This is a genomic window from Streptomyces sp. NPDC019890 (assembly GCF_044903445.1).
Taxonomy (GTDB): Bacteria; Actinomycetota; Actinomycetes; order Streptomycetales; family Streptomycetaceae; genus Streptomyces.
The window spans coordinates 44,068-68,019 of record NZ_JBJDQK010000006.1 but is presented as its reverse complement, the minus strand read 5'-3'; the positions used below and the strand labels follow the sequence as shown (position 1 = coordinate 68,019).

The window sequence follows — 23,952 nt, the reverse complement described above, 5'->3', positions numbered from 1 at the left end:
GCCGGTCACACAGTGAGGCCGCGCACCAATAGATCGAGCAGCGCGCACGCGAAAAGGACGATCCCGATCGCACCGTTCACCGTGAAGAACGCACGGTTCAGGCGGGACAGGTCGTTGGGGGTCACGATGGAGTGCTCGTAGAGGAAGGCCGCCGAGACGATCACCAGGCCCGTCCAGAAGAACCCGCCCGCGTCCGTCGCCAGGGCGTACCAGACCAGCAGCACCGTCGTCACGACGTGCGAGGCCCGCGCCCCGTACAGCGCCGCCGGGATGCCGAAGCGGGCCGGGACCGACAGCACGCCGTGCGCGCGGTCCGCCTGGACGTCCTGGCAGGCGAAGATCAGGTCGAAGCCGCCGATCCAGACACCGACCGCGAGACCGAGGATCACCGCGTCCCAGGACCACTGTCCGGTGATCGCGATCCACGCGCCGACCGGGCCCATGGCCTGGGCGAGGCCGAGGATGGCGTGCGGGAAGTTCGTGAACCGCTTGCCGTACGGATAGACCACCATCGGGATCACGGCGATGGGGGCGAGCGCGAGACAGAGCGGGTTGAGCGCGGCCGCCGCGCCCAGGAAGACCACGACCGCGATCAGCGCACCGGTCCACGCGGACCGGACCGAGACCGCGCCGGTCACCAACTCGCGCCCGGCGGTACGCGGGTTACGGGCGTCGATCTCGCGGTCGATGATCCGGTTGCAGGCCATCGCGAACGTACGCAGCCCCACCATGGCGAGCGTGACCAGCAGCAGCCGTCCCCAGTGGATGTTCTGGTCGAGCCGGAACATCGCGGTGAGGGCCGCGATGTACGCGAAAGGCAGCGCGAAGACAGAGTGCTCGATCATGACGAGCCGCAGGAACGCCCTGGTCCTGCCCGGTCCGGGTACCGCTGCGGCGGCGCTGCTCACAGGCCGTACTCCTTCCAGCGGCGGTCGACCTTCGCCGCCGTCTCCGGGTCGGACTCGACCATGTTCGGCCAGCCGCCGTCCCGGACGTACCCCTCCTCGGGGAGCTTCTTCGTCGCGTCGATGCCCGCCTTGCCACCCCAGAACTGCTGGTACGAGGCGTGGTCGAGATGGTCGACCGGGCCCTCGACGACGGTCAGGTCACGGGCGTAGTCGGTGTTGCCGAGCGCCCGCCACGAGACCTCGTGCAGATCGTGCACGTCGCAGTCCGCGTCCACGACCACGATCAGCTTCGTCAGCGACATCATGTGCGCGCCCCAGATCGCGTGCATGACCTTCTGCGCGTGCTTGGGGTACTTCTTGTCGATCGAGACGATCGCGCAGTTGTGGAAGCCGCCCGACTCGGGCAGGTGGTAGTCCACGATGTCCGGCACGATGATCTTGAGCAGGGGCAGGAAGAACCGCTCCGTCGCCCGCCCCAGCGGCCCGTCCTCCGTCGGCGGCCGACCGACCACGATCGACTGGAGCAGCGGCCGCGTGCGCATCGTGACGCAGTCGATGGTCAGCGCCGGGAACGGCTCCTGCGGGGTGTAGAAGCCGGTGTGGTCGCCGAAGGGACCTTCCGGCAGCATCTCTCCGGGCTCCAGCCAGCCCTCCAGGACGACTTCGGCGCTCGCCGGGACCTGGAGCGGCACCGTTTTGCAGTCGACCATCTCGATCCGCTTGCCCTGCACAAAGCCGGCGAAGAGATATTCGTCGATGTCGCCGGGCAGCGGCGCGGTCGATGCGTACGTCACCGCGGGCGGGCAGCCGAAGGCGATCGCGACCGGCAGCCGTTCACCGCGCTTGGCCGCCACCTGGTAGTGGTTGCGGCTGTCCTTGTGGATCTGCCAGTGCATGCCGATGGTGTTCCGGTCGTGGCGCTGGAGGCGGTACAGACCGAGATTGCGCACCCCCGTCTCCGGGTGCTTGGTGTGCGTGAGGCCCAGGTTGAAGAAGGACCCGCCGTCCTCGGGCCAGGTGAACAGCGCGGGCAGCTGGAACAGATCGACGTCGTCACCGCGCAGGACCACCTCCTGCACCGGCGCGTTCTTCACCTTCTTCGGCGGCACGTGAACCATCGTGCCGAGCTTCCCGAAGGCCTCGCGGACCCCGACGAAGCCGTGCGGCAGCTCCGGCTTGAGCAGCCCGCCGATCTTGTCGCTGATCTCCGAGTAGGACGTCAGGCCGAGCGCCTTGAGGAGCCGGCGGTCGGTGCCAAAGACGTTCATCGCGAGCGGCATCGCCGACCCGCGTACGTTCTCGAAGAGCAGCGCGGGCCCGCCCGCCTTGTTCACGCGGTCGACGATCTCCCCGACCTCCAGACAGGGATCGACCTCGGCCTTGATGCGCTTGAGGTCTCCCTCGCGCTCCAGCGCCCGGAGCAGGGAGCGAAGATCGTCGTAAGCCATGCTGTCCAGTATCCGGTACCCGCTACCCTGGCCCGGTCACCGGGGCCCGCCGCGCCCCACCATCGCTCTCCGGGGGGATCGCACCACCATGCTCCGGTATCTGCCCTTCCTTCTGGTCCTGGCGCTGTGGATCTACGCCTTCATCGACTGCCTCAACACCCCCGAGCAGGAGGTCAGGCACCTGCCCAAGGTGGTCTGGGTCATCATCGTGCTGCTCTTCGGCGAGGTGCTGATCGGTCCGATCGCCTGGCTGGTTGCTGGCCGGGCGCGCAAGGCTCCAGGTGGCGGCGGCACGCCGTCCGAATGGCACCGCAACCACCGCACGGAGTGGGTCGCCCCCGACGACAACCCCGACTTCCTCAAGTCGCTGAAGGACGAGGCTGCGTCTTCCGAAGATGTGAAGGACGAGGCGCTCCTCAAGGACTGGGAAGCGGATCTGCGCCGCCGCGAGGAGGAGCTCAAGCGCCGCGAGAACGGCGACGACCCCAAGCAGTCCTGAGGCGGAACTGCGCCTGCTGGTCACCTTCGAGAAGGTCGCCACCCTCCTCAGCTTCACCCAGGCGGCCGGTCCTGGGCAGGTCCACGAGCCAGTGAGGCGTCCTGCCGATGGTCTGATCGGCACCGCCGATGGCATACGTTTCGCGGTGTGTACGAGACGTGGCTGGCGACAGCCGTCGAGGAAGCGCGGGCCGGGCTCGCCGAGGGCGGGATCCCGATCGGGGCCGCGCTGTACGGGGCGGACGGGACCGTGCTCGGGCGCGGGCACAACCGGCGTGTGCAGGACGGTGATCCGTCGACGCACGCGGAGACGGCGGCCTTCCGGGCGGCCGGGCGGCAGCGCTCGTACCGGGGTACGACAATGGTGACGACGCTCTCCCCCTGCTGGTACTGCAGTGGTCTGGTCAGGCAGTTCGGCATCTCCCGGGTGGTGATCGGCGAGGCGGTCACCTTCCACGGAGGGCACGACTGGCTGGCCGAATGCGGCGTGGAGATCGTGCTGTTGGACGACGCCGCATGCAGAAGCCTGATGCGTGACTTCATCGAGGCCAACCCCGAGCTGTGGAACGAGGACATCGGTGACTCAGACGACTGAGGTGGCGGGACCCAGGATCCCCACGATCGATCTGCGCCCCTGGTTCTCCGGGGACCCGGCAGCCCGCGCGCGGATTGCCGCGAGCGTCGACCGGGCCCTGCGGACCGCCGGATTCCTGCTGGTCACGGGGCACGGTGTCGATCCGGGGCTGCGGATGGAGATCCGGGAGGCGGCCGGCGAGTTCTTCCGGCTGCCGCAGGAGGCGAAGGAGCCGTACGCCGTGCGGGTCGGCGGACGGGGCTGGCTGGGCCCGGGCGCGGAGGCCAACGGCTATGCCGAGGGCACCGAGACCCCGCCGGACCTGAAGGAGTCGCTGTCCTTCGCGGCCGAAGACCCGACCGGCGTTGCGGCGGTGGACGCCGAGTGGTTCCTGCCCAACACCTGGCCGGGCGAGGTGCCGCGGCTCAGGGCCCTGGTGGAGACGTATCTCGGGCAGATGCGGGACCTGTCGGACCGCCTCCTCGAGCTGCTCGGTGTCGCGCTGGGCGAACCTGAGACCTTCTTCACCCGCCACACCACGCATCCGACCTGGGGCTTCAATGTGAACTGGTACCCGAGCCGGGAGCGGCTCGGCAGGCCGCAGCCGGGCCAGTTCCGCATCGGCCCGCACACCGACTTCGGCACGGTCACGGTCCTGGACCGGCAGGCGGGCAGGGGCGGACTCCAGGTCTTCACGGACGAGGGCGGCTGGGAGGACGCGCCGTACGACCCCGACGCCTTCACCATCAACATCGGGGATCTGATGGCCCGCTGGACGGACGGCCGCTGGCGCTCGGGCCGGCACCGGGTGCTGCCACCACCGGCGGACGTACCGGCCGAGGAGTTGATCTCGCTGGTCTACTTCTACGAGTGCGACCCGGGCACGCAGGTACGGGGCATCGACTCGCACACGTATCTGCGGGCGCAGCTCGACGCGATCACGGCGGGCTGACCCGGTCCGTTCCGAGGGACCCCCAGCGCCTCAATCACCGGTTGGGCCTGGGCTTCCGCCGTACTCCACCGCCGCGTACTCCGACCGCAGCTGCTCCCACCGGTCCGGCGTCCACGCGTCCCAGTCCGCGCCCGTCATCGGCCGCCCCTCCAATGCCGCAGCCAGCAGCTCGAAGTGGTGGTGCCAGCCCGCCAGGTTGTCCAGCCGCAGCTCGTCCGTGCCCCGGAACTCATTGGTGAAGCGGAGCGTCGTGCCCGCCGTGCCGTCCGCGCCGTACCGCTCCAGATGGAAACGGATCCGGCCGTGGACGCCGACCGTGTACTCGACGACCCGCTCCATGTCCCACGCCGTCACAGTGCCCTCGGCGACCGTGTGGCGGCCCTCCGCATCGGCGTTGAGCCAGTGCAGCGCGACCGCCCCGCCGATCCGCGGTTCCAGGACGTCGGCGGCTGCCAGCCAGGTCGGCAGGCCCTCCGGCGTGGCGACCGCCGCCCAGGTCCGGATCACCGGGTGCGGCAGACGCAGCTCGAAGTGCAGAAGTTGTACGCCGCCGTCCCGGGTCTCGCTGGTGCCGTACCCGATCGCGTCGCTCATGGCACCAGCGTCGCTCCCGGGCAGCGCGTCCGCTACCTCAGACGCCCGCGTAGGAGTGCTTGCCGGTGACGAAGATGTTCACGCCGTAGTAGTTGAAGAGCCAGCAGCCGAAGGCGATGAGCGCCAGGGTGGCTGCCTTGCGGCCCTTCCAGCCCGCGGTGGCGCGGGCGTGCAGATAGCAGGCGTACGCGACCCAGGTGATGAAGGACCAGACCTCCTTGGGGTCCCAGCCCCAGTAGCGGCCCCAGGCGTCGCCCGCCCAGATCGCGCCCGCGATGATCGTGAAGGTCCACAGCGGGAAGACCGCGGCGTTGATGCGGTACGAGAACTTGTCGAGCGAGGCGGCCGCGGGCAGCCGTTCCAGGACGGACCGGGCGAAGGAGCTCGGGTTGCCGCCGTTCGCCAGCTTGTTCTCGTAGCTGTCGCGGAACAGGTAGAGAAGGGTGCCGACCGCGCCCAGGTAGAAGACCGCGCCGCAGAAGATCGCGGTGGAGACGTGGATCCACAGCCAGTACGAGTGGAGGGCGGGCACCAGCTGGTCGCTGTCCGTGTACAGCCAGGTGGTGGCGATGCCGAGGTCCAGCAGGACGGTGGTGACCAGCAGCAGCCCCATCCAGCGGACGTTCTTCCGGGCGAGCAGGAAGCCGAGGTACGCGCCCACCGCCACCGTGGAGAAGGTGATGGAGAACTCGTACATGTTGCCCCAGGGGGCCCGCTGCACCGACAGCGCGCGGGCGAGGACGCCGCCCGCCTCGACGAGGAAGGCGAGCACGGTCAGCGAGACGGCGATCCGCCCGTACAGGTCGCCCTTCTCGGTGCCGCCGGCCGCACCGGGGCCGTCCGGGACGTTCCGGGTGCCGGCCGCGGAGCGGGTGACGATCTTCGGTTTGTCCAGTACGGCGGTGCCGCCGCCCTGCTTCTTCACCTGGACCGTGACCGAGGGGGCCGCGGCGGCGGTGCCGGTCAGCGCGGCGGCCGTGCGGCCGACCTTGCTGCGGCTGCCGAAGACCCATTCCGCGATGTGTGCGAAGAAGGCCAGCGTGTAGACGGCCATCGACGAATAGACCAGCACATTGCTGATGTGCGCCAGATTTTCGTTGGTAGCGGCGGCGAGAGTCACTTCTCAGCCCCTTCGGCAGGTACGTCTTCGGGTTCAGGTTCGGGTTCCGGCGCGGTCGGCGCCTCTGCATGCAGCGTCATGGCCAGGTCGGCCAGCTCTTCGGGGAGCTTCGGGGACTCGCTGCGCCCCAGCCCCGCCATCTCGACGACGGTGACGCCGTCATCGCCCCGTACGGCCTTGACCCAGACCCGGCGGCGCTGGATGAACAGCGAGCCGACCAGACCCCCGATGGCACAGATCGCACCGGTCAGCGCCCAGCCGTTGCCGGGCTGCTGCGAGATCTGGAAGCTCGCCCACTCCTTCACTTCCTTCTCGAAGGTGATGGAACCCGCGCCGTCCGGCAGGGTCATCTTCTCGCCGGGCAGCAGCCGCGCCTTGAGGATCTGGCCGTGCGCGTCCTTGAACTGCTTCATCTTGCTGGTGTCGAGCTGGTAGACGTTCTGCGGCAGACCCGCGTCCACGCCCAGGCTGCCGTGGTAGCCGGTGAGCGCGAGCACCGGGAACTCGAGCCCCGGGAACTGCGAGAACATCGTGCCCTTGCCCGCGCCGCCGAACGTCGGGACGAAGAAGGCCTGGAAGCCCAGCTGGTCCCTCTTGCCGTTCTTGTCGCGGTAGCCGTCCATCACCTTGATCGCGCCGGTCGAGGTGACGTTGTTGTCGATCGGCAGCAGCGGCACCGGGCCGTTGAAGACGACCCTGCCCTTGCCGTCCCGGACGGTGACGACGGGCGCATAGCCGTGGGACAGCAGAAAGATCTTGGTGCCGTCGATGACCAGGGGCTTGTTGACCTGGATGACGGACTTCTTGTCCGGGCCGCCTGCCCGGGAGTAGGTGACGTCGGCCTCGAAGGTGCGCGGGGTACCGCGCTGCGGCCCGTTCTTCTGGTACGTGCCGGTGAACCTGTCCAGGCTGAAGCTGAACGGTACGAGGTCGTCCGTGCTGTACAGCGATCCGGACCTGAAGTCGTCGTACTGGATGAGGGTGTTGGAGAAGCCGTCGCCCTCTACGATCAGCTTGCCGCCCTCGGACTTCAAGAGCTGTCCCGCGGCGAAGGCGACCAGCATCACGATCAGTGCGATGTGGAAGAGCAGGTTTCCGGCCTCGCGCAGATAGCCCTTCTCGGCGGCGACCGCGTCGCCGACGGTGTGGGCACGGAAGCGGCGCTTCTTCAGCATCGCGAGCGCGGCCTCACGCACCTGCGCGGGCTCGGCCTCCGTACGCCATGTGGTGTACGCGGGCAGCCGGGTCAGCCTGCCGGGAGCGCCCGGCGGGCGGCCGCGCAGCTGCCCGACGAACTGCCAGGAGCGCGGCACGATGCACCCGATGAGGGAGACGAACAGCAGGATGTAGATCGCCGAGAACCAGACCGAGCTGTAGACGTCGAAGAACTGCAGCTTGTCGTAGAGCGGCGAGACCGTCCGGTGCGCTTCCTTGAAGGTCCGCACCTTCAGCTCGTCCACGCTGTTCTGCGGGATGAGCGAGCCGGGGATCGCACCGAGCGAGAGCATGAAGAGCAGGATCAGCGCCACCCGCATCGAGGTCAGCTGCCGCCAGAACCAGCGGGCCCAGCCGAGGATCCCGAGCGTGGGCCCGCCGATGAGCTCTTCCTGGGGAGCGGTGGAGAGCTGGGACCCGGCCGCACCGAATTCCTGCTCCGTCGCTTCTGTCTTGCTCATCGAACTCAGATCCCCACCGTGAAGCCGTTGGCCCAGCCCTGCATGTCCTGCACCAGGCCGTCCCAGACGCCGGTGAGCAGCAGCAGACCGGTCGCGATCATCATGACGCCGCCGATCCGCATCACCCAGGCGTAGTGGCGCTTGACCCAGCCGAAGGCGCCGAGCGCCTTGCGGAAGGCCACCGCCGCGAGCACGAAGGGCAGCCCGAGACCGATGCAGTACGCGACGGTCAGTATGGCCCCCCGGCCCGCGCTCGCCTGCTCGGCGGCCAGCGCGTTCACGGACGCGAGCGTCGGTCCGATGCACGGCGTCCAGCCGACGCCGAACAGCGCGCCCAGCAGCGGGGCGCCCACCAGACCGGTCACCGGCCGCTTGTGGATGCGGAATTCCCGCTGGGTGAGCCAGGGCATCAACCCCATGAAGAAGACGCCCAGCAGGACCATCAGCACACCGAGGATCTTGGAGAGGATCTCCTTCTGTCCTTGCAGGGTGGAGCCGAAGTAGCCGAAGAGCGCCCCGCCGGAGACGAAGACGGCGGTGAAGCCGAGCACGAAGAGGGAGGCTCCCGCGACCATCCGGCCGCGTCTGGCCTCGGCCAGATCGCTGCCGCTGACCCCGGTGACGTACGACAGATAGCCGGGTACGAGCGGCAGCACGCAGGGCGAGAAGAACGAGACGAGCCCGCCGAGTACGGCGATGGGCAGGGCGAGGACGAGTGCCCCGCCGAAGACCGTCTCATTCATGCCGGAAGCGGCAGCGAGAACATGCACAAGATCACTTCTCCGCGATCAGCGGATCGATGATCTCGTGGAGTTCCTTGTCGTCGAGCGCCTTCAGCGAGCGCGCCGCGATCTTCCCCTCACGGTCGAGCACGATCGTGGAGGGAATGGCCTGCGGATTGAGGCTGCCCCTGGGGAAGCCATTGACGATCAGTTTGCCCACCGGGTCGTACAGGCTCGGGTAGGTGATCGAGTAGTCCTTCTCGAAGGCGAGCGCCGGGCTCTTGTTGTGGTCGCGGGTATTGATCCCGACGAACTCCACTCCCTTGTCCTTGGTCTCGTTGGAGACCTTGGAGAAATACGGCGCCTCGGCCCGGCAGGGCGGGCACCAGGAGCCCCAGACGTTCATCACGACGACCTTGCCCTTGAGGTCGGCGATGTCGAGCTGCTTGCCTTCGAGGGTCTCGCCGGAGAGCTCGTTGGGAGCCGTCCGCTCCCCCTTCGCGACGGTCGAGATGCCGCCGGTGTTGGTGACGAAGTTGGTGTTGCCGCCACCGCCGGACTTGCCGTTGGAGTCACCGCTGCAGGCGGACAGGGTGAGCGCGCCGACGGCGACCACGGCGGTCAGCACGGCAGCGTGAGGGGCACGACCAAGGCTCATGTGAAAAGTTTCGCATGGCCGTTCCGGGGATCTTTCCGCGACCCCCTGGGTGCCCGTAACGCACCTTGTCAAGCTGCCTTAAAGAATGTGTTCCAGCCGCCGGCCGGCGACTGGCCGACCTCGAGCGTACGAAGCTTGGCGAGCACCTGCGGGTCCTGGACGTCGAGCCAGTCGCAGAACTGCCGGAAGGAGACCAGCCGTACGTCCTTCTTGCCGGCCATGCCCTTGAGAGCCTCCTCGACGGCGTCCATGTAGATGCCGCCGTTCCACTGCTCGAAGTGGTTGCCTATGTAGAAGGGCGCGCGATTGGACTCGTAGGCGCGATTGAATCCGGCGAGGTAGGCGTCGGTGGCCTGCTTCTTCCAGCCGGGATAGCGCTCGGGCATGCCCTTGGTCGAATTCTGCGACTGGTTGGCGAGGATGTTGTAGTCCATCGAGAGCACCTCGAAGGAGTGCCCCGGGAACGGCATCTGCTGGAGCGGCAGATCCCACAGACCCTGGCACTTGACGGGCCACATCTGGCGGCCGCCGGGCGAGCTCGCGTCGTAGCGCCAGCCGAGCTTCTTCGCCGTGGGCAGCAGCTTGTCCTGGCCGAGCAGACAGGGCGTGCGGGCGCCGACGAGTTCCTTGCGGTAGTCGAAGGGCAGCGGATCGATGTCCGTCCAGCCGGTGTTCGTACGCCACTCGGTGACGAACTTCACAGCCTGGTCTATCTCGTTCTGCCAGTCCGCGGGCGACCAGTTGCCGACCGATCCGGAGCCGCCGCAGAAATGCCCGTTGAAGTGCGTGCCTATCTCATGGCCGTCGAGCCATGCCTGGCGTACGTACTTCAGCGTCTCCTTGATGTGACCGTCGGTGAGATAACCGATGTCGGACGCGCCGATGCCATTGTTCGGCGGGCGGTAGATCGTTTTCTTCGACTCCGGGAGCAGATAGAGCCCGGAGAGGAAGAAGGTCATCGCCGCGTCGTGATTCTTCGCGAGTTCGAGGAAGCGCGGGAAGAGACCGTTGCCGACCTCGCCCGCGCCGTCCCAGGAGAAGACGACGAATTGCGGCGGCGTCTGGCCCGGCTCAAGCGGAACGGGCTTCGGCGGCTGGTTGGGCTGCTTTCCGGTGTCGGACGTGGAGCCGTCACCGATGGGCCGGCCCTCGGGCTTGGACGGGGACGGCTTCCCCCCGTCACCGTCCTTGCCCGATCCGATAAGTCCGCCAACGTCCAGACCGGACGAGCCGCAGCCCGCGATCGAGATCGCGGCCGCGGCTCCAAGTCCCGCCCCCAGCAAGCCCCTTCGACTGATGTCACGCATATCTGTCGCCCCCCGGTCCCCCGCTCTCCCGGGTCGGGAGAGCCCGTCCAAACCTCAATGGTTTAGATGCCAAACGGAAGACGGGGGTTCCGAAAGACTCGCACTCGTTTTCGTGGGCGTCCGTGAGGAACTGCTCACGGACTACTCACGAATGATCACCGAGCTGCGGGGCCAACCTTGCGCCGTACTAGCGCCCTACTGTGCGCCGTACGTGCGCCGCGCTACGCACCAAATGCTTTGGCCTTGCCCTTCACGGGCTTTGCACCGGCGAGAAGATGCGCCGGAACAAGATCACGCGCGGGCTCGCTGTAACCGACGGAAACAATCCGGTCGCCCTCGTACGTGAATGTGGTCAGCGATGCCAGAGTGCACTGCCGCCGTCGCGGGTCGTGCCAGAGCCGGCGCCGCTCGACAAAACTCCGCACGATCCAGATCGGCAGCTGATGGCTGACGCAGACGGCCTCGTGGCCGCGGGCCGCGTCCCGCGCCGCCTCCAGCGCACTCGTCATCCGTACGACCTGATCGACGTACGGCTCCCCCCACGACGGGCGGAACGGGTTGGTCAGATGCCTCCAGTTGGACGGCCTGCGCAGCGCGCCGTCACCGACGCCGAAGGTCTTGCCCTCGAAGACGTTCGCCGCCTCGATCAGCCGCTCGTCGGTGTCGAGGGTGAGGCTGTGGCTCTTGGCGATGGGGGTCGCCGTCTCCTGGGCGCGCTCGAGCGGCGAGGAGACGACATGGGTGATGTCGCGGTCGGCGAGATGCTCGGCGACCCGGTCGGCCATCTGCCGGCCGAGCTCGGAGAGGTGGTAGCCGGCCCGGCGGCCGTAGAGCACACCGTCGGGGTTCTCGACCTCGCCGTGCCGCAGCAGATGGACCACAGTGATCTCGCTCATGCCGACACCTCCGTCGCCTCGGCGGCGGCGCGGGCGGCGGCGGGCAGCGCGGCGGCGATCCGCTCGATCGCCCGGTCGTCGTGGGCGGTGGAGACGAACCAGGACTCGAAGGCCGACGGCGGCAGGTAGACGCCCTGGGCGAGCATCGAGTGGAAGAAGGCGGTGAAGCGGAAGGACTCCTGCTTCTTCGCGTCCTCGTAGTTCCTGACCTGAGAGCCGGTGAAGAAGACGGAGAACATGTTGCTCGCCGTCTGGAGCCGGTGGGCCACACCCTCCTTGCCGAGCGCCTGCGTCACAAGATCCTGGATCTCGGCCGAGACCGCGTTGACCTTCTCGTACGCGGCGTCGTCCAGCAGCCGCAGCTGCGCCAGACCGGCAGCGGTCGCGATCGGGTTACCGGAGAGCGTGCCCGCCTGGTAGACCGGACCGGCCGGGGCGAGGTGCGCCATGACGTCCTGGCGGCCGCCGAAAGCCGCCGCGGGGAAGCCACCGCCCATGACCTTGCCGAAGGTCATCAGATCGGGTACGACGCCGTCGACGCCGTACCAACCCGCCCTCGAGGTACGGAATCCGGTCATGACCTCGTCGGAGATGTACAGCGCGCCGTTCTTCGCACAGGCCGCCTTGAGACCCTCGTTGAAGCCGGGCAGCGGCGGTACGACGCCCATGTTGCCCGGCGATGCCTCGGTGATCACACAGGCGATCTCACCGGGGTGCGCGCGGAAGGCCTCGTGCACCGCCGCCAGATCGTTGTACGGCAGCACGATGGTGTCCCCGGCCTGCGCGCCCGTGACTCCTGGGGTGTCCGGCAGCGCAAACGTCGCCACGCCCGAGCCGGCGGCGGCCAGCAGCGCGTCCACATGACCGTGGTAGCAGCCGGCGAACTTCACGATCTTGGTCCGGCCGGTGAAGCCGCGCGCCAGCCGGATCGCGGACATCGTCGCTTCGGTACCGCTGGAAACCAGGCGTACCTGCTCGACGGGGTCGATCCGGTCCACGATCTCCTCGGCGAGTGTGACTTCCCCCTCGCCGGGCGTGCCGAAGGAGGTGCCGCGGGCGACCGCCGACTGCACCGCCTCGATGACGGCCGGGTGGGAGTGCCCGAGGATCATCGGCCCCCAGGAGCAGACAAGGTCGACATATTCGCGTCCGTCCGCATCGGTAAGGTATGGGCCGTTTCCGGACACCATGAACCGGGGCGTACCGCCCACGGCTCGGAAGGCGCGGACGGGAGAGTTGACGCCGCCGGGCGTCACGAGGGACGCGCGGTCGAAAAGCGACTGCGAAACTGGGGCTTCGTATGAATACGCCACTTTGGTCCTGATCTGCGATTCGGGTGTTCGGTGGGGCCGGGAGAGAGGATCTCGGCCACCGGTGAGCAGGGAGCGCGGTCTCCTCGTATTACGAAAGGGCGTCACCCCGCTCGCGTCTGCGAAACTGGGGCGACATTGGGAAAGCTCACGGAATCCATGGTGTCAGAGGCCCCGACGTTCTTGCGGACTGGTGTTTCACAGTACGTTCGTGGGGGAGGTCACTGTCACGATGATCGGGTTGCGCGGCGGGGGCTGCGAGTGGTCGGGTGGAGATATGCATCGCGGTGGCGGACTGGGCGAGGGGACCGACGACCTGGGTCCCGAGCCTGCCCGGCGTGGAAAGCACCGGCGAGGCGACGCAGGCGCGCACGAGCCCTTGGGAAGCAGGAGCGGCCGAGTGGGGGTGACCTACAAGTATTTCGGTGCGCCTGACGGAGCCACGGCCGCTCGGGTGCCGATTTCGATGCGCCCGGAGGAATTGGGCGGCGACGAGCTCGGCATGGGCGGGATGTTCGCCAAGATCAAACCGGAGACGATAGCCGCCATGGTGCTGACCGGCATCCAGGGCATGCCGCTGAACAAAGTGCCGCCGCTGGAGCTGGTGGTGCTCCACCCCGACTATGCGGTGGTCAAGCTTCCGATGACGGTGGTCGACCCGCTGCGGGACATCGGCGAGGAGTCCGTGGGTGCGGCTGCCTTCATCTGGTCGACGGTCCCGGACCGGGGCGGCCCGCGGGACGCCTTCAACGTCTACCAACTGCTGCACGAATGGCAGGATTTCAGCCATCGTCTGCATGAGGCGGGGCACCAGCCGTACTGCCTGGTGTGGCCCTGAGCCGGCGCTCCGGCAGGGCGCAGGTGGCCTGAGCGAGCCGCGGATCGCAGGGTGGCGGCGCCCCGCCCGGTGAAGCCGAGCGCCGCCGGGTGAAGCCGTTGCCTGGTCCTCGCGGGCTGCTCCGGCCGCCCGGGTTGCCGGGTTGCTCCAGCCACCCGGGTTGCCGGGCCACCGGATTGCCGGGTCCCGGTCCGCCGCGGGCTACTCGGGCCGCTTGGGCTGCCAGTGCGGGTCACGGCCGGTCAGCGCGAGCACCCGGTCGAACGCGGACGCGTCGTCCCCCACCTCGACGGGCTCGCCGAACACGCCGCCCTGCCGTGCCATGGGCGCCATCTCCGCGAGCGCGGGCCCGATCTCGTCGACCACGGCCGGATCCGGCGTGAACTCCTGCCCGGTGGCGCGGGCCAGGTCCCAGGCGTGCACGGTCAGATCGCCCAGCGCCATGTTGGCGACGGTTCTGGCCGGGAATCCCATGCTCCCGGTGGTGCCCTCCTCGGCGCCCGGAGCCGCCCACGCCGCGACGAGTGCGGCAGTCTCGTCGGCGAACCGGCCCCGCCAGTCGCCCTGCATGTAGTGCGGCTCGGACGAGAAGTCGGAGTCCTGCTTCGCGGCCAGCTTCTGGAAGTTGATCACCACCTGGATGAGGTGGTCGGTCAGGCTGCGTACGTCGTACTCGACACACGGCGTGGGGTCGGACAGCCGGTCGTCGGCGATGCCGCGCACAACCGGAACGGCATGCTCCGCCGCCGCGTCGAGCAGCTCACTGATGGTCTTCGTCATCCCTCGACGGTAGGACGTGACAGGCACCCTGCGTATTGAACAAACGCGACATAGGATCCGCGTCATGGCCGGTCCACGACGCGACACCAGGGGAATCGTCGAGGCCCGCGAGCTCTTCGCGCGGGTCGATTTCCGCCGCCGGGAGCCAGCCCCCGAGCTGCGCCCGTATCTCGAGCACTACTGGCTCATCGACTGGGACCTCACGGAGCCGTACGCCTCCCATGTGGTGCCGCATCCGTCCGTGAACGCGGTCTTCCAGAGGCACGGCGACGAGCCGGCGTGGGGCGAGGTCGCCGGCGTCGGCCTGGGGCTCTTCACACAGAAACTGGAGGGCCGGGGGCGGGTGTGCGGGGTGCAGTTCCGGCCCGGCGGCTTCCGGCCGTTCGCGCCCCGCTGGCCGGTTTCCGACTGGACGGGTCAGCGGGTGCCGGTCACGGACGTGCTGGCGGGCGCGGATGCCCGGACGGCGGGGGCGATCGTCGGGCCGGAGGCGGAGGACGCGCGGGTGGCCTCCCTGGACGCCTTCCTGCTGGGCCTGGAGCCGGCGGCGGACCCACAGGCGCTGCGGGCGATGACGCTTGTCGATCTGGTGCGTACGGACCGTACGATCCGGCGCGTCGCCGAGCTCGCGGCGGCGGAAGGAGTGTCGGCGCGTTCGCTCCAGCGGCTCTTCGCTGCGTACGTCGGCGTCGGACCCAAGTGGGTCATCCTGCGCTATCGCATCCATGAGGCGCTTGAGCGGGCCGAGTCGGGCGAGGATCCGGCGGGCGAAGGTGCGCCGGACTGGGCGGAGCTGGCCGCCGAGCTCGGCTACAGCGATCAGGCGCATCTCGTACGGGACTTCACCGCGACGGTGGGCGTCCCGCCGACGGCGTACGCACGCCAGGCCCCGGGATAGCCCTCAGCAGCTCTCAGCAGCTCTCAGTAGCTTTCGGTGACGCCGACCGCTCCCGTTCCACCCGCTGCGGCGTATCGCAGCACCCGCAGCGGCCCGTCCAGCAGCATGCGCGCATCGAAGCCGGGGTCGTCGCTCATGGCCGACATCCAGGCGTCGATCCGCGCGAGGATCTCCGTACGGCGGGGCCCGTGGACGGCGAGCACGGACTCGGCGTGCGGGAGGACGGCCCGTACTTCGGCGGCGGTCAGCAGGAAGTCTCCGAACCAGCCGGGGAGCCGGGCGGCAGCCTCCGCCCCGAGGCCGTAGCAGAGGGCGGTGGCAGGGTCCCCCTTGTGGGCGGCGGCGGCAAACGCAGCGCTGCCTTCGGCCGTGCGGAGGAGGTCCATGCTCGCCTCCTTCATCGCGGTCACGGCCGGTGCGCTCGGGCCGCCGCTGCGCGCGAAGGCGGCGAAACGGAGGGCGGCGGGCGTGGGCTCGGGCGTGAAGTACGGCTCGCGGTCGCCGCCACTCAGCCACCACGCCAGGTCATCGGCGTAGCTGGGAGGCGTGGTCCACTCCCCCTCCAGGTGGGCGAAGCGCCCGGGCAGGGCGACAACTTCGGCGTCGGGGACGGCACCGATCGCCCACACACCGGTGAAGCTCATCCTCGTGACCCCCGGTTGTCAGACCTGCGTCTTACAGTGCGTGACATGGAGATCAAAGCACCGCAGGTACGGATCGAGCCATGGTCCGAGGACGACTTCGACCTGCTGCGCGCTGCGAACGCACCGGAGTTGATGACGCACCTGGGAGGCCCGGAGACGGAGGAACAGCTGATCACGCGGCACGAGCGCTATGTGGAGCTGAGCTCCGACCGTACCGGCAGGGGCCGGATGTACCGCATCGTCCTGGCAGAGACGGGTGAGGCGGCAGGCACGGTCGGCTTCTGGGAGAAGCCGTGGCAGGGACGGCAGGTGTACGAGACGGGCTGGAGCGTCCTGTCCGCCTTCCAGGGCAGGGGGATAGCGACGGCGGGCGCGGTGGCGGTCGTCGAGGAGGCACGGGCGCAGCACAGGCACCGATATCTGCACGCGTTCCCGCCCCCTGACAACCGCCCCTCGAACGCGGTGTGCAGGAAGGCGGGCTTCGAGCTGATGGGCGAGTGCGACTTCGAGTACCCACCGGGCAACGTGGCGACGTCGAACGACTGGCGGCTGGATCTGCGGGCAACCCCGCGAGGCTAGGGCCCGCCTTCCGGGTCCTGCCGGGCTCGCTCGCGCTTTATGTGCTTGACGGGCAGGCCCTCTTCACGGATATTTATCTGCGTCACGCAGATTCTGCGCAACATCACCTAATTGAGCGGTGTGACTGCGCGTCCCGTGCCCTCGGAGCAACCTTTCCGCGTCGCCCGAGCTGCACCGCACACAACTCCCCTAAGGAACCTCAGCCATGACCGTGCTCGTCACCGGCAGCCGCGGCAAAGTCGGCTCCACCCTCATCACGCTCCTGCAGCAGGCCGGAGCCGATGTCCGGGCCGCATCCGCCGCCCCCGAGAAGCTCAGCCTGCCCGCGGGCGTCAACGCCGTGAAGTGCGCGCTCGACGATCCCGCGACCTTCCCGGCCGCCCTCGACTCCGTCACCTCCGTCTTTCTGTACGCCGAGCCGTCGCACATCGGAGCCTTCCTCGACGAGGCCGACGCCGCGGGCGTCGAGCACATAGTGCTGCTCTCGTCGAGCTCCGTCCTCGACCCGGACGCCGCGGACAACCCGATCGCCGCCTCCCATCTCGCGGTCGAGCAGGCGCTCGCCGCCTCGCCCGTCGAGAGCACCGTCCTGCAGCCCGGAGCCTTCGCGGGCAACGCGCTCCAGTGGCGCTGGGCACTGGAGTCCACGGGCGCGATCGACCTGCCGTACCCCGGCAGTTACGGCGATCCGATCCACGAGCGGGACATCGCGGAAGCCGCGCTCGCGGCGCTCACCCAGCCGCGACTGCGGGGCAGCACGTACCACCTGACCGGCCCCGAATCGCTCACGTTCACCGAGCAGCTCGCGATCCTCGAACGCGCCGTCGGCAGCCCCTTCCCCTTCAACACCGTGACGCGCGAGGCCTGGAAGGAGTCCATTGCCGGGTACATGCCCGGCGCCTTCGCCGACGGTCTGCTCAACTACTGGGCCTCGACGGACGGTTCGCCCGCCCCCCTCACCACGACCGTCGAGGAACTGACCGGCCACCCCGCCCGCACCTTCGCCCACTGGGCCGAGGAGAACGCGGATGCCTTCCGCGCCGCCCGATGACATGCTGGCGGCGTGAACGGACCGGAAATCCACCTCAGCGTCGCCCCTGAGCTGCGCCTCTTCATCCCCTCGGAGCGTCGGCAGGGGCGTACGGCCCTGGTCACCGACGGATCGTCGACGCTCGGCCATGTCATCGAGTCGCTCGGCGTCCCGCTCACGGAGGCGGGCCGGCTGCTCGTCGACGGCCGCGAGGTGGCGGTCTCCCACATCCCGAGCACGGGCGAGAGCGTCGAGGTGTACGGCGTCGAGCGGCCTCAGCAGGTCCCCGGCGCCCCGCTGCGCTTCCTGCTCGACGTCCACCTGGGCACGCTGGCGCGGCGACTGCGGCTCCTCGGCGTCGACGCCGCGTACGAGAACGAGGACATCGGCGACCCCGCGCTCGCCGCCCTCTCGGCAAAGGAGCGGCGGGTGCTGCTCTCCCGGGACCGCGGGCTGCTGCGGCGACGGGAGATCTGGGCGGGGGCGTACATCTACAGCGACCGGCCGGACGACCAGCTCCGTGACGTACTGGAGCGGTTCGCGCCCGCGCTCGAGCCGTGGACCCGCTGCACGGCGTGCAACGGCCGGCTGGCGGAGGCCGACAAGAACTCGGTCCAGGACCAGTTGCAGCAGGGCACGCAGCGCTCGTACGACGTATTCGCGCAGTGCACGGCCTGCGACCGGGTGTACTGGCGGGGCGCCCACCACGCCCGTCTGCAGGCGATCGTCGAGGAGGCCGTGCGGGAATTCGGCGGCGCCGCCGCATAGTTCAGCGCCGATTGCCGGCCCGCGCCCTCGGCCCGGTCAGAGCTCGCCGCCCCGCAGGCGCTCGATCTGCGCGGCACTGAGCTCCACGGTCCGTCGCATATGGGCGGTGAGGAGGGCGACCTCCTCGTCGCTGTACGCATCGAACATGGCGTACCAGGAACCGTTCAGCTTCTGCCACACCGCAGCGAACTCCGCCATCCGCTCGGGCACCAGGGTCACCAGCACCCGCCGCCGGTCCTCGGCGTCGCGCTCGCGCGTGACATACCCGGCCCGCTCCAGCCGGTCGACGAGCCGCGTCGCGGACCCGGTGGTCAGCCCGGTCAGCTCGGCGACACGCCCGGTGGTGACAGGACCCGGTTCGAGCCCCAGCAGATTGAGGCACTGCAGATCGGTGGGGTGCAGCCGCAGATGGTCGGCGAGGGCCTGGTTGAACAGGGCGTACGAGGCCATGTAGCGCCGCGAGGCGGTGGACAGCTCGTCCATCAGCCTGCCGCGCCCGCTCGGCACCGCATCGCGCCCGGCAGGCAGTTCTTCGCGCCCGTCCGCATTCTTCTGCGTCATGCAGAGATTGTACGAACCAAGGGCTCTACGGCTCCTCCGCCGTCAGATACCGCTGAATCGTCGGTGCCAGCCAGGCGATCACCTCTTCTCTGGGCATGTCGGCGGCGGGTGGGAAACGGAGCACATACCGAGCGAGCGCCATCCCGAGAATCTGCGAGGCGGCGAGGGCGGCGCGGCGGGGAGCCTCGGCCGGGTCGGGGCAGATGGCGGCGGCGACGGGCCCGAGCTGGCCCTTGAAGATCTCCTGCGCCCGCTCGGCGGCAGCGGCATTGGTGACGCTCGCCCGCAGCAGCGCGGTCAGCACCTCGTCCTGCTCCCACCGGTCAAGGAAGTGGGAGACCAGGACCGCGCCTATGTGCTTGGCGGGCAGGGCGCCCAACTCGGGCAGGCGCAGATCGAATTCGGAGGCGGCGGCGAACAGCCCCTCCTTGTTGCCGTAGTAGCGCATGACCATCGACGGGTCGATGCCTGCGTCGCGGGCGATGGCGCGGATGGTGGCGCGCTCGTACCCGTCCGCGGCGAAGCGCTCGCGCGCCGCTTCGAGGATCGCGGCCCGGGTGGCATCGGAGCGGCGCGGACCGCTCGGGGCTTCCGTCATCATGCCAACAACTGTAGGCCAACAGGTGTTGACATGCCAGGCCCGGCCGCTCTACATTTGCCAACAAGCGTTGACCAACAAGCGTTGGCACCCAGGAGGCAGCCATGAACGGCAAGCCCAGCACCGAAGGAACGACCGGCACGCCGGCGGCCCAGCGCGCCGCGCAGGCCGCCCGCCCCGGTGACATCACCGACGTCCTCGTCGTGGGCGCGGGCCCCACCGGCATGCTGCTCGCGGGCGACCTCGCCGCCGCGGGCGTATCCGTCACCGTCGTCGAGCGCCGCCCGCACGAGACGAGCAACATGACGCGGGCGTTCGGCGTGCACGCCCGCACGCTGGAGCTGCTGGACTCCCGCGGACTGGCCGACGAACTGGTCAAGAAGGGCACGCCCATCACCGGCCTGCGGCTCTTCCGCCGGCTCTCAATGGACCTGTCACGGCTGCCTTCCCGCTTCCCGTATCTGCTCATCACCCCGCAGTACGAGGTGGAGCATCTGCTGGAGCGCCGTGCGCTCTCGACCGGCGTGACCTTCCGGCACGGGACGGAGCTGCTCGGCCTGACCCAGTCCTCCGAAGAGGTCACCGCCGAGGTCCAGGACGCCGACGGCACGCGCCGCACCCTGCGCGCCCGCTATCTGGTCGGCACCGACGGAGTGCGCAGCGCCGTGCGCAAGGCCCTCGATCTGCCGTTCCCGGGCGTCTCCGTGATCCGCTCCATCGTCCTCGCGGACGTCCGGCTCACGGATGAGCCCGAAGACCTCCTCACGGTCAACGGCGCGGGCGACGCCTTCGCCTTCATCGCCCCCTTCGGCGACGGCTGGTACCGGGTCATGGGCTGGAACCGCACGCGCCAGGTCCCCGACAGCGAGCCCGTCGACCTCGACGAGGTGCGCGAGATCGCCCGCCTCGCCCTCGGCACCGACCACGGCATGCACGACGCGCGCTGGATCTCCCGCTTCCACAGCGACGAGCGCCAGGTCCCCTCGTACCGGACGGGCCGGGTCTTCCTCGCGGGCGACGCGGCGCACGTCCACTCCCCCGCGGGCGGCCAGGGCATGAACACCGGCCTGCAGGACGCGGCGAATCTCTCCTGGAAGCTCGCCTCGGTCCTCCAGGGCCGGGCCCCCGACCCCGAGGCCCTGCTCGACAGCTACCAGTCGGAGCGGCACCGCGTCGGCGCGATGGTGCTGCGCAGCAGCGGCGCGATCGTCCGCCTGGCCATGGCCCACACCCCGCTCCAGCGCGCCGCCCGCTCGCTCGCGTCCCGCTTCCTGAACACGGTCCGCCCCGCGGGCGCCAAGGCGATGGGCATGGTCTCCGGGATCGGCATCTCGTACGCCGCGCCGCGCGGATCCCACCGCCTCACCGGCAAGCGCGCACCCGACCTGAAGCTCGCCGAGGGCCGGCTCTACGAGCTGCTGCGCGAGGGCAGGTTCGTGCTGGTCGCGCCGACCGGCGAGACCCCCGCGGCGCCGGCCGCCCCCGGCAGCGTCATACGGGCGCACTGGACGACGGACCGCAGCGGCGCGCTGCTGATCCGCCCCGACGGCTACATCGCCTGGGCGAGCGGACACTGAACGGCCCGGCAGCAGGTCGGAGGCACGGCGCCAGACGCGGGAGAGAGGAACCTCTGACGCACTCAGAAGACGTACGGGTCTCCGGTGGCCGGTGTCAGTACCTGATGCTCGTTGTTGGCCGGGTTCCGGTCGGTCGCGCCGCCGTTCCACTGGGTTCCGACGCTCATGACGACCTCGTCCCATGTACCGAGGGTCCGCAGATCGAGCGTGACCCGGCGGCCGGCGACACCGGCTCGCAGCGAGCCCGTCGCGCACAGCACCAGTCGGTCGCTGCCCCACAGACACCCGGCGGGCAGCGCCCGGACAGCGGCCACGGGCACCGAGAAGGAGAGCCGCACGGTCGCGTCCGCGAGGCTCGCCGGACCATCGCTCTCGGTGACCAGCGAGACCCCGAGCCGCCCGCTCGTCAACGAGACATGGCCGTGGTGCGCCACGTCCGCCTCCGGCACGATCGTCCGGTCACCGGCGTTCGCGCTCACTCCCGGACCAACCGCCATCACCACTGCGGCGCACAACGCCAGCAGGGTCTTGCGCGTCACACACATGACCAGAAGATACCTTTTATGACTGACTGTCCCTGACTTCTCGTCAGCCCGGGCGAGTCGGCCCCGTGTCGATGCCCTGCTCGATTACGCGCAGCCCGATGCAGGTGCCGTTGTCCGGCACGGGATCTCCTCGCTCTTGATGGTCCGGTGGGCGCGTTCGATGGCCTGCCCCCAGTACGTTCCGGCGACCATGAGGGCCGTGCCGAGGGCGGCGAGGACGGTGAGCCGTTCGCCACCGAGGCCGATGCCGATCGCGACGGCCCAGACCGGTTCGGTGCCGAGCAGCAGGCTCGCCCGGCTGGCAGAGCTGTGCTGCACCGCCCAGGTCTGGGCGAGGAAGGCGAACACACTGCAGAACAGGGCGAGATAGACGAGTTGGGCCAGAACGGCGGCATCGATCCGGCCCAGCATCGGCAGGCCGCTCGCGGCGGGCACCGCGAACAGCGCCGAGCCGACAACCGTCTGAACGGCCGTGAGCTGCAGCGGCCGCACAGTGAGGCCCTTCGTGAGCCGTCCCACGAGCGCGACGTGTGCCGCGCGCACCACCGCGGCGGCGAGCATCAGCAGGTCACCGATCCCGGGAGCATGGAAGCCGCTGCCGGACATGAGCAGTCCGACGGCCAGGAGGCACACGCCCGTGGCGGCGAAGAAGCGCGGGGGAAGCCGGCCGTTGCCGGCTGTGCGGTCCAGCAGCGGGGTGAGCACGATGGTGAGGCTGATGATCAGGCCGGCGTTGGCTGCGCTGGTGTGCGCGACGCCGTATGTCTCCAGTACCAGGACAGCCGCCTGTGTGACTCCCAGGAGCGCCCCGACACGCACCTCATCTCGTGTGCAGCGCCTGTGCCGGCGGCGGGCGGTGGCGAAGGTGAGGGTGAGGCAGGCGATCGCGGAGAACAGGTACCGCACGAACAGCACTACCAGGACCGGGAGTGCGTAGGTGGCCGTCTTCGCGGCCAGGTAGCTGGAGCCCCAGACGATGGCGACAAGGAGAAGCACTGCGTCAGTGCGGCGGGCTTGGAACACGCCCCTACGCTGCACCAGCTCAACTCTGAAGCCAAGAGCGAGCTTCTTCATCAACCCTTAAGCTTCACTACACTGGGAAGATGAATGAACGGCAGTTGCGGATCTTGCGGGAGCTCGGTGAGCTGGGAAGTGTCACCGCGGCCGCCGAGGCGCTGTTGATGACTCCCTCGGCGATCTCACAACAGCTACGGCTGCTGCAACGCTCGATCCCCGTCTCGCTCACCGAACGTGACGGACGACGGCTGGTGCTCACCGATGCCGGGCAGGCCCTGGCCGACGCGGCGGTCGAGGTGGAGACCGCGCTGGCCCGGGCACGGCACACCATCGACGAGTTCGTCGACCAGCCGGACGGAGGCGTGTCGGTGGCGGCCTTCCACAGCGCGGCCTCGGCATTCTTCCCGCTCCTGCTGCGGGGCCAGACCGGCCCCGGGCGCCCGCAGCTCTCGCTCGCCGACGAGGACGTGGCGCAGGACCACTTCCCGCGGCTGACCCGCGAGTACGACCTCGTGCTCGCCCACCATCTGGACCATGCGCCTCCGTGGCCGCGCGCTGTCACCGTCACCACGCTGCTGCGTGAACCGCTCGACATCGCCATGCCGGCCGACCATCCGCTGGCCGCCAAACGACGCCTCACCCCGCGAGACGTTGCGGATCAGCCCTGGATCACCGTTCACGACGGCTTCCCCCTCATGGCCACCATCGACGCCATCGCGACTGCCGCGAACCGACGGCTCGAAATCGCCCATCGCATCAACGAATTCGCGGTGGTTGCCGAAGTGGTCGCCGCCGGGGGCGGCCTGGCCCTGATGCCCCGCTGGACCACGCGTCCGCATCCCGCGCTGGTCCTCAAACCGCTCAGCGGCGTACACGCCCGACGTCACATCGATGTACTCCATCGTCCTGAACGCCTCGCGCGAAGAGCCGTACGGACGGTGCTCACCGAACTGCACCGTGCGGCCGCAACGATCCAGAGCCGGGACGTCAACGCGGATTCCGACGCAACAGCAAGCCCGGCCGTCAAGACCTGAACCGGTGCAAACGCGGGCGTCCGGCGTGGCACGCTGTGCCCCATGCTCGTCGTCCGTTCCGCCGCCCTCTTCCTGCTCGCGGCTCTCCTCGAGATCGGCGGCGCGTGGCTCGTCTGGCAGGGGTTCAGGGAACACCGGGGCTGGATCTGGATCGGCGTGGGCGTCATCGCCCTCGGCGCGTACGGCTTTGTGGCAACGCTTCAGCCGGAGGGCGAGTTCGGTCGCGTCCTCGCCGCGTACGGCGGAGTCTTCGTCGCGGGCTCCATCGCCTGGGGCATGGTCGCGGACGGCTATCGCCCGGACCGCTGGGACGTGATCGGCGCACTGGTCTGCCTGGCGGGCATGGCGTTGATCATGTACGGCCCCCGGGGCCGCTGAGAACAGGCGCTGTCCGCCGGGCGGCCCGCCTATCCTGGCCGT

General features: G+C 69.3%; 27 protein-coding genes. 11 read left to right on the top strand and 16 right to left on the bottom strand.

Annotation, left to right across the window (positions count from 1 at the left end):
* Positions 1-5 precede the first annotated feature (5 nt).
* Together mqnP and ACI2LP_RS17870 are read right to left on the bottom strand one after the other, a co-directional pair.
* Positions 6-908, bottom strand: a complete 903-nt coding sequence (gene mqnP / locus ACI2LP_RS17875) for a menaquinone biosynthesis prenyltransferase MqnP (protein ID WP_404725469.1) — start codon at positions 906-908, stop codon at positions 6-8.
* Positions 905-2,356, bottom strand: coding sequence for a menaquinone biosynthesis decarboxylase (locus ACI2LP_RS17870; protein WP_404725468.1), 1,452 nt, complete (start codon positions 2,354-2,356; stop codon positions 905-907). The genes mqnP and ACI2LP_RS17870 overlap by 4 nt, the downstream gene beginning before the upstream one ends.
* A gap of 88 nt (positions 2,357-2,444) precedes the next feature.
* Between ACI2LP_RS17870 and ACI2LP_RS17865 the strand changes: the two genes are divergently transcribed.
* The 3 genes from ACI2LP_RS17865 to ACI2LP_RS17855 all read left to right on the top strand — a co-directional run bounded on the left by ACI2LP_RS17865 (position 2,445) and on the right by ACI2LP_RS17855 (position 4,380).
* Complete coding sequence (locus tag ACI2LP_RS17865; RefSeq protein WP_404725467.1) at positions 2,445-2,855, top strand: PLD nuclease N-terminal domain-containing protein; 411 nt, start codon at positions 2,445-2,447, stop codon at positions 2,853-2,855.
* Positions 2,856-3,002: 147 nt separating this feature from the next.
* The gene (locus ACI2LP_RS17860) at positions 3,003-3,449 is read left to right on the top strand and encodes a nucleoside deaminase (RefSeq protein WP_404725466.1); all 447 of its coding nucleotides are present in this window, start codon (positions 3,003-3,005) and stop codon (positions 3,447-3,449) included.
* Entirely contained in the window at positions 3,433-4,380 is a 948-nt protein-coding gene (locus ACI2LP_RS17855; RefSeq protein WP_404725465.1) for an isopenicillin N synthase family dioxygenase, read from the top strand. The genes ACI2LP_RS17860 and ACI2LP_RS17855 overlap by 17 nt, the downstream gene beginning before the upstream one ends.
* Positions 4,381-4,410: 30 nt before the next feature.
* Here ACI2LP_RS17855 and ACI2LP_RS17850 read toward each other — a convergent pair whose 3' ends face one another.
* The 8 genes from ACI2LP_RS17850 to hemL all read right to left on the bottom strand — a co-directional run bounded on the left by ACI2LP_RS17850 (position 4,411) and on the right by hemL (position 12,666).
* On the bottom strand, positions 4,411-4,974 hold the full coding sequence (locus ACI2LP_RS17850) for an SRPBCC domain-containing protein (RefSeq protein WP_404725464.1): 564 nt from the start codon (positions 4,972-4,974) through the stop codon (positions 4,411-4,413).
* 37 nt (positions 4,975-5,011) lie between these two features.
* Positions 5,012-6,094 (bottom strand): c-type cytochrome biogenesis protein CcsB, encoded by a 1,083-nt coding sequence (gene ccsB, locus ACI2LP_RS17845; protein WP_404725463.1) that lies wholly within the window; start codon positions 6,092-6,094, stop codon positions 5,012-5,014.
* The gene (locus tag ACI2LP_RS17840) at positions 6,091-7,770 is read right to left on the bottom strand and encodes a cytochrome c biogenesis protein ResB (protein WP_404725462.1); all 1,680 of its coding nucleotides are present in this window, start codon (positions 7,768-7,770) and stop codon (positions 6,091-6,093) included. Before ACI2LP_RS17840 ends, ccsB begins: the two co-directional genes overlap by 4 nt.
* Positions 7,771-7,775: 5 nt before the next feature.
* Entirely contained in the window at positions 7,776-8,513 is a 738-nt protein-coding gene (locus tag ACI2LP_RS17835; protein ID WP_404725461.1) for a cytochrome c biogenesis CcdA family protein, read from the bottom strand.
* A gap of 31 nt (positions 8,514-8,544) precedes the next feature.
* A complete protein-coding gene (locus tag ACI2LP_RS17830; protein ID WP_404725460.1) occupies positions 8,545-9,150 on the bottom strand; it encodes a TlpA family protein disulfide reductase in 606 nt (201 codons plus the stop codon).
* A 68-nt stretch (positions 9,151-9,218) separates the two neighbouring features.
* The gene (locus ACI2LP_RS17825) at positions 9,219-10,457 is read right to left on the bottom strand and encodes a hypothetical protein (RefSeq protein ID WP_404725459.1); all 1,239 of its coding nucleotides are present in this window, start codon (positions 10,455-10,457) and stop codon (positions 9,219-9,221) included.
* A 221-nt stretch (positions 10,458-10,678) separates the two neighbouring features.
* On the bottom strand, positions 10,679-11,353 hold the full coding sequence (locus ACI2LP_RS17820; RefSeq protein WP_404725458.1) for a histidine phosphatase family protein: 675 nt from the start codon (positions 11,351-11,353) through the stop codon (positions 10,679-10,681).
* The gene (gene hemL / locus ACI2LP_RS17815) at positions 11,350-12,666 is read right to left on the bottom strand and encodes a glutamate-1-semialdehyde 2,1-aminomutase (protein ID WP_404725457.1); all 1,317 of its coding nucleotides are present in this window, start codon (positions 12,664-12,666) and stop codon (positions 11,350-11,352) included. Before hemL ends, ACI2LP_RS17820 begins: the two co-directional genes overlap by 4 nt.
* Before the next feature lie 274 nt (positions 12,667-12,940).
* Between hemL and ACI2LP_RS17810 the strand changes: the two genes are divergently transcribed.
* Positions 12,941-13,501 carry a hypothetical protein gene (locus ACI2LP_RS17810; protein ID WP_360874495.1) on the top strand — a complete coding sequence of 187 codons (561 nt, stop codon included), beginning with the start codon at positions 12,941-12,943 and terminating at the stop codon, positions 13,499-13,501.
* A 201-nt stretch (positions 13,502-13,702) separates the two neighbouring features.
* Here ACI2LP_RS17810 and ACI2LP_RS17805 read toward each other — a convergent pair whose 3' ends face one another.
* On the bottom strand, positions 13,703-14,281 hold the full coding sequence (locus ACI2LP_RS17805; protein ID WP_404725456.1) for a TIGR03086 family metal-binding protein: 579 nt from the start codon (positions 14,279-14,281) through the stop codon (positions 13,703-13,705).
* Between the two features lie 64 nt (positions 14,282-14,345).
* Between ACI2LP_RS17805 and ACI2LP_RS17800 the strand changes: the two genes are divergently transcribed.
* Positions 14,346-15,179: a DUF6597 domain-containing transcriptional factor gene (locus ACI2LP_RS17800; RefSeq protein ID WP_404725455.1), complete on the top strand. Its 834-nt coding sequence runs from the start codon at positions 14,346-14,348 to the stop codon at positions 15,177-15,179.
* A 23-nt stretch (positions 15,180-15,202) separates the two neighbouring features.
* Here ACI2LP_RS17800 and ACI2LP_RS17795 read toward each other — a convergent pair whose 3' ends face one another.
* Entirely contained in the window at positions 15,203-15,823 is a 621-nt protein-coding gene (locus ACI2LP_RS17795) for a hypothetical protein (protein ID WP_404725454.1), read from the bottom strand.
* 45 nt (positions 15,824-15,868) lie between these two features.
* Between ACI2LP_RS17795 and ACI2LP_RS17790 the strand changes: the two genes are divergently transcribed.
* The 3 genes from ACI2LP_RS17790 (at position 15,869) to ACI2LP_RS17780 (ending at position 18,200) form a co-directional block, all read left to right on the top strand.
* Positions 15,869-16,402, top strand: coding sequence for a GNAT family N-acetyltransferase (locus ACI2LP_RS17790; RefSeq protein ID WP_404725453.1), 534 nt, complete (start codon positions 15,869-15,871; stop codon positions 16,400-16,402).
* A 205-nt stretch (positions 16,403-16,607) separates the two neighbouring features.
* Complete coding sequence (locus ACI2LP_RS17785) at positions 16,608-17,453, top strand: SDR family oxidoreductase (RefSeq protein ID WP_404725452.1); 846 nt, start codon at positions 16,608-16,610, stop codon at positions 17,451-17,453.
* Between the two features lie 12 nt (positions 17,454-17,465).
* Positions 17,466-18,200 (top strand): Mut7-C RNAse domain-containing protein, encoded by a 735-nt coding sequence (locus tag ACI2LP_RS17780; RefSeq protein WP_404725451.1) that lies wholly within the window; start codon positions 17,466-17,468, stop codon positions 18,198-18,200.
* A gap of 36 nt (positions 18,201-18,236) precedes the next feature.
* On the opposite strand, the gene ACI2LP_RS17775 is transcribed toward ACI2LP_RS17780, so the two are convergent.
* On the bottom strand, positions 18,237-18,683 hold the full coding sequence (locus ACI2LP_RS17775) for a MarR family winged helix-turn-helix transcriptional regulator (protein ID WP_404725801.1): 447 nt from the start codon (positions 18,681-18,683) through the stop codon (positions 18,237-18,239).
* Positions 18,684-18,786: 103 nt separating this feature from the next.
* Positions 18,787-19,359, bottom strand: coding sequence for a TetR family transcriptional regulator (locus ACI2LP_RS17770; RefSeq protein ID WP_404725800.1), 573 nt, complete (start codon positions 19,357-19,359; stop codon positions 18,787-18,789).
* A 104-nt stretch (positions 19,360-19,463) separates the two neighbouring features.
* On the opposite strand from ACI2LP_RS17770, the gene ACI2LP_RS17765 reads away from it, so the two are divergent.
* On the top strand, positions 19,464-20,936 hold the full coding sequence (locus tag ACI2LP_RS17765; RefSeq protein ID WP_404725450.1) for an FAD-dependent monooxygenase: 1,473 nt from the start codon (positions 19,464-19,466) through the stop codon (positions 20,934-20,936).
* Between the two features lie 62 nt (positions 20,937-20,998).
* Here ACI2LP_RS17765 and ACI2LP_RS17760 read toward each other — a convergent pair whose 3' ends face one another.
* Together ACI2LP_RS17760 and ACI2LP_RS17755 are read right to left on the bottom strand one after the other, a co-directional pair.
* Entirely contained in the window at positions 20,999-21,481 is a 483-nt protein-coding gene (locus ACI2LP_RS17760; protein WP_404725449.1) for a hypothetical protein, read from the bottom strand.
* An 84-nt stretch (positions 21,482-21,565) separates the two neighbouring features.
* Positions 21,566-22,504, bottom strand: a complete 939-nt coding sequence (locus tag ACI2LP_RS17755; protein WP_404725448.1) for a DMT family transporter — start codon at positions 22,502-22,504, stop codon at positions 21,566-21,568.
* Positions 22,505-22,584: 80 nt separating this feature from the next.
* Here ACI2LP_RS17755 and ACI2LP_RS17750 point away from each other — a divergent pair, with 80 nt between their 5' ends.
* A complete protein-coding gene (locus ACI2LP_RS17750) occupies positions 22,585-23,532 on the top strand; it encodes a LysR family transcriptional regulator (RefSeq protein WP_404725447.1) in 948 nt (315 codons plus the stop codon).
* A 42-nt stretch (positions 23,533-23,574) separates the two neighbouring features.
* Positions 23,575-23,910, top strand: coding sequence for a YnfA family protein (locus tag ACI2LP_RS17745; protein WP_404725446.1), 336 nt, complete (start codon positions 23,575-23,577; stop codon positions 23,908-23,910).
* Positions 23,911-23,952: the final 42 nt, after the last annotated feature.

Excerpts from the sequence above, each read along its gene's own strand:
- ACI2LP_RS17810 (WP_360874495.1), top strand. The coding sequence starts at position 12,941 with ATGCATCGCGGTGGCGGACTGGGCGAGGGGACCGACGACCTGGGTCCC.
- ACI2LP_RS17850 (WP_404725464.1), bottom strand. The coding sequence starts at position 4,974 with ATGAGCGACGCGATCGGGTACGGCACCAGCGAGACCCGGGACGGCGGC.
- ACI2LP_RS17795 (WP_404725454.1), bottom strand. The coding sequence starts at position 15,823 with ATGAGCTTCACCGGTGTGTGGGCGATCGGTGCCGTCCCCGACGCCGAA.
- ACI2LP_RS17805 (WP_404725456.1), bottom strand. The coding sequence starts at position 14,281 with ATGACGAAGACCATCAGTGAGCTGCTCGACGCGGCGGCGGAGCATGCC.
- ACI2LP_RS17765 (WP_404725450.1), top strand. The coding sequence starts at position 19,464 with ATGAACGGCAAGCCCAGCACCGAAGGAACGACCGGCACGCCGGCGGCC.
- ACI2LP_RS17865 (WP_404725467.1), top strand. The coding sequence starts at position 2,445 with ATGCTCCGGTATCTGCCCTTCCTTCTGGTCCTGGCGCTGTGGATCTAC.
- ACI2LP_RS17785 (WP_404725452.1), top strand. The coding sequence starts at position 16,608 with ATGACCGTGCTCGTCACCGGCAGCCGCGGCAAAGTCGGCTCCACCCTC.
- ACI2LP_RS17870 (WP_404725468.1), bottom strand. The coding sequence starts at position 2,356 with ATGGCTTACGACGATCTTCGCTCCCTGCTCCGGGCGCTGGAGCGCGAG.
- ACI2LP_RS17820 (WP_404725458.1), bottom strand. The coding sequence starts at position 11,353 with ATGAGCGAGATCACTGTGGTCCATCTGCTGCGGCACGGCGAGGTCGAG.
- ACI2LP_RS17825 (WP_404725459.1), bottom strand. The coding sequence starts at position 10,457 with ATGCGTGACATCAGTCGAAGGGGCTTGCTGGGGGCGGGACTTGGAGCC.
- ACI2LP_RS17760 (WP_404725449.1), bottom strand. The coding sequence starts at position 21,481 with ATGTGTGTGACGCGCAAGACCCTGCTGGCGTTGTGCGCCGCAGTGGTG.
- ACI2LP_RS17770 (WP_404725800.1), bottom strand. The coding sequence starts at position 19,359 with ATGACGGAAGCCCCGAGCGGTCCGCGCCGCTCCGATGCCACCCGGGCC.
- ACI2LP_RS17840 (WP_404725462.1), bottom strand. The coding sequence starts at position 7,770 with ATGAGCAAGACAGAAGCGACGGAGCAGGAATTCGGTGCGGCCGGGTCC.
- ACI2LP_RS17800 (WP_404725455.1), top strand. The coding sequence starts at position 14,346 with ATGGCCGGTCCACGACGCGACACCAGGGGAATCGTCGAGGCCCGCGAG.
- ACI2LP_RS17835 (WP_404725461.1), bottom strand. The coding sequence starts at position 8,513 with ATGAATGAGACGGTCTTCGGCGGGGCACTCGTCCTCGCCCTGCCCATC.
- ACI2LP_RS17830 (WP_404725460.1), bottom strand. The coding sequence starts at position 9,150 with ATGAGCCTTGGTCGTGCCCCTCACGCTGCCGTGCTGACCGCCGTGGTC.
- ACI2LP_RS17750 (WP_404725447.1), top strand. The coding sequence starts at position 22,585 with ATGAATGAACGGCAGTTGCGGATCTTGCGGGAGCTCGGTGAGCTGGGA.
- ACI2LP_RS17790 (WP_404725453.1), top strand. The coding sequence starts at position 15,869 with ATGGAGATCAAAGCACCGCAGGTACGGATCGAGCCATGGTCCGAGGAC.
- ACI2LP_RS17775 (WP_404725801.1), bottom strand. The coding sequence starts at position 18,683 with ATGGACGAGCTGTCCACCGCCTCGCGGCGCTACATGGCCTCGTACGCC.
- ACI2LP_RS17745 (WP_404725446.1), top strand. The coding sequence starts at position 23,575 with ATGCTCGTCGTCCGTTCCGCCGCCCTCTTCCTGCTCGCGGCTCTCCTC.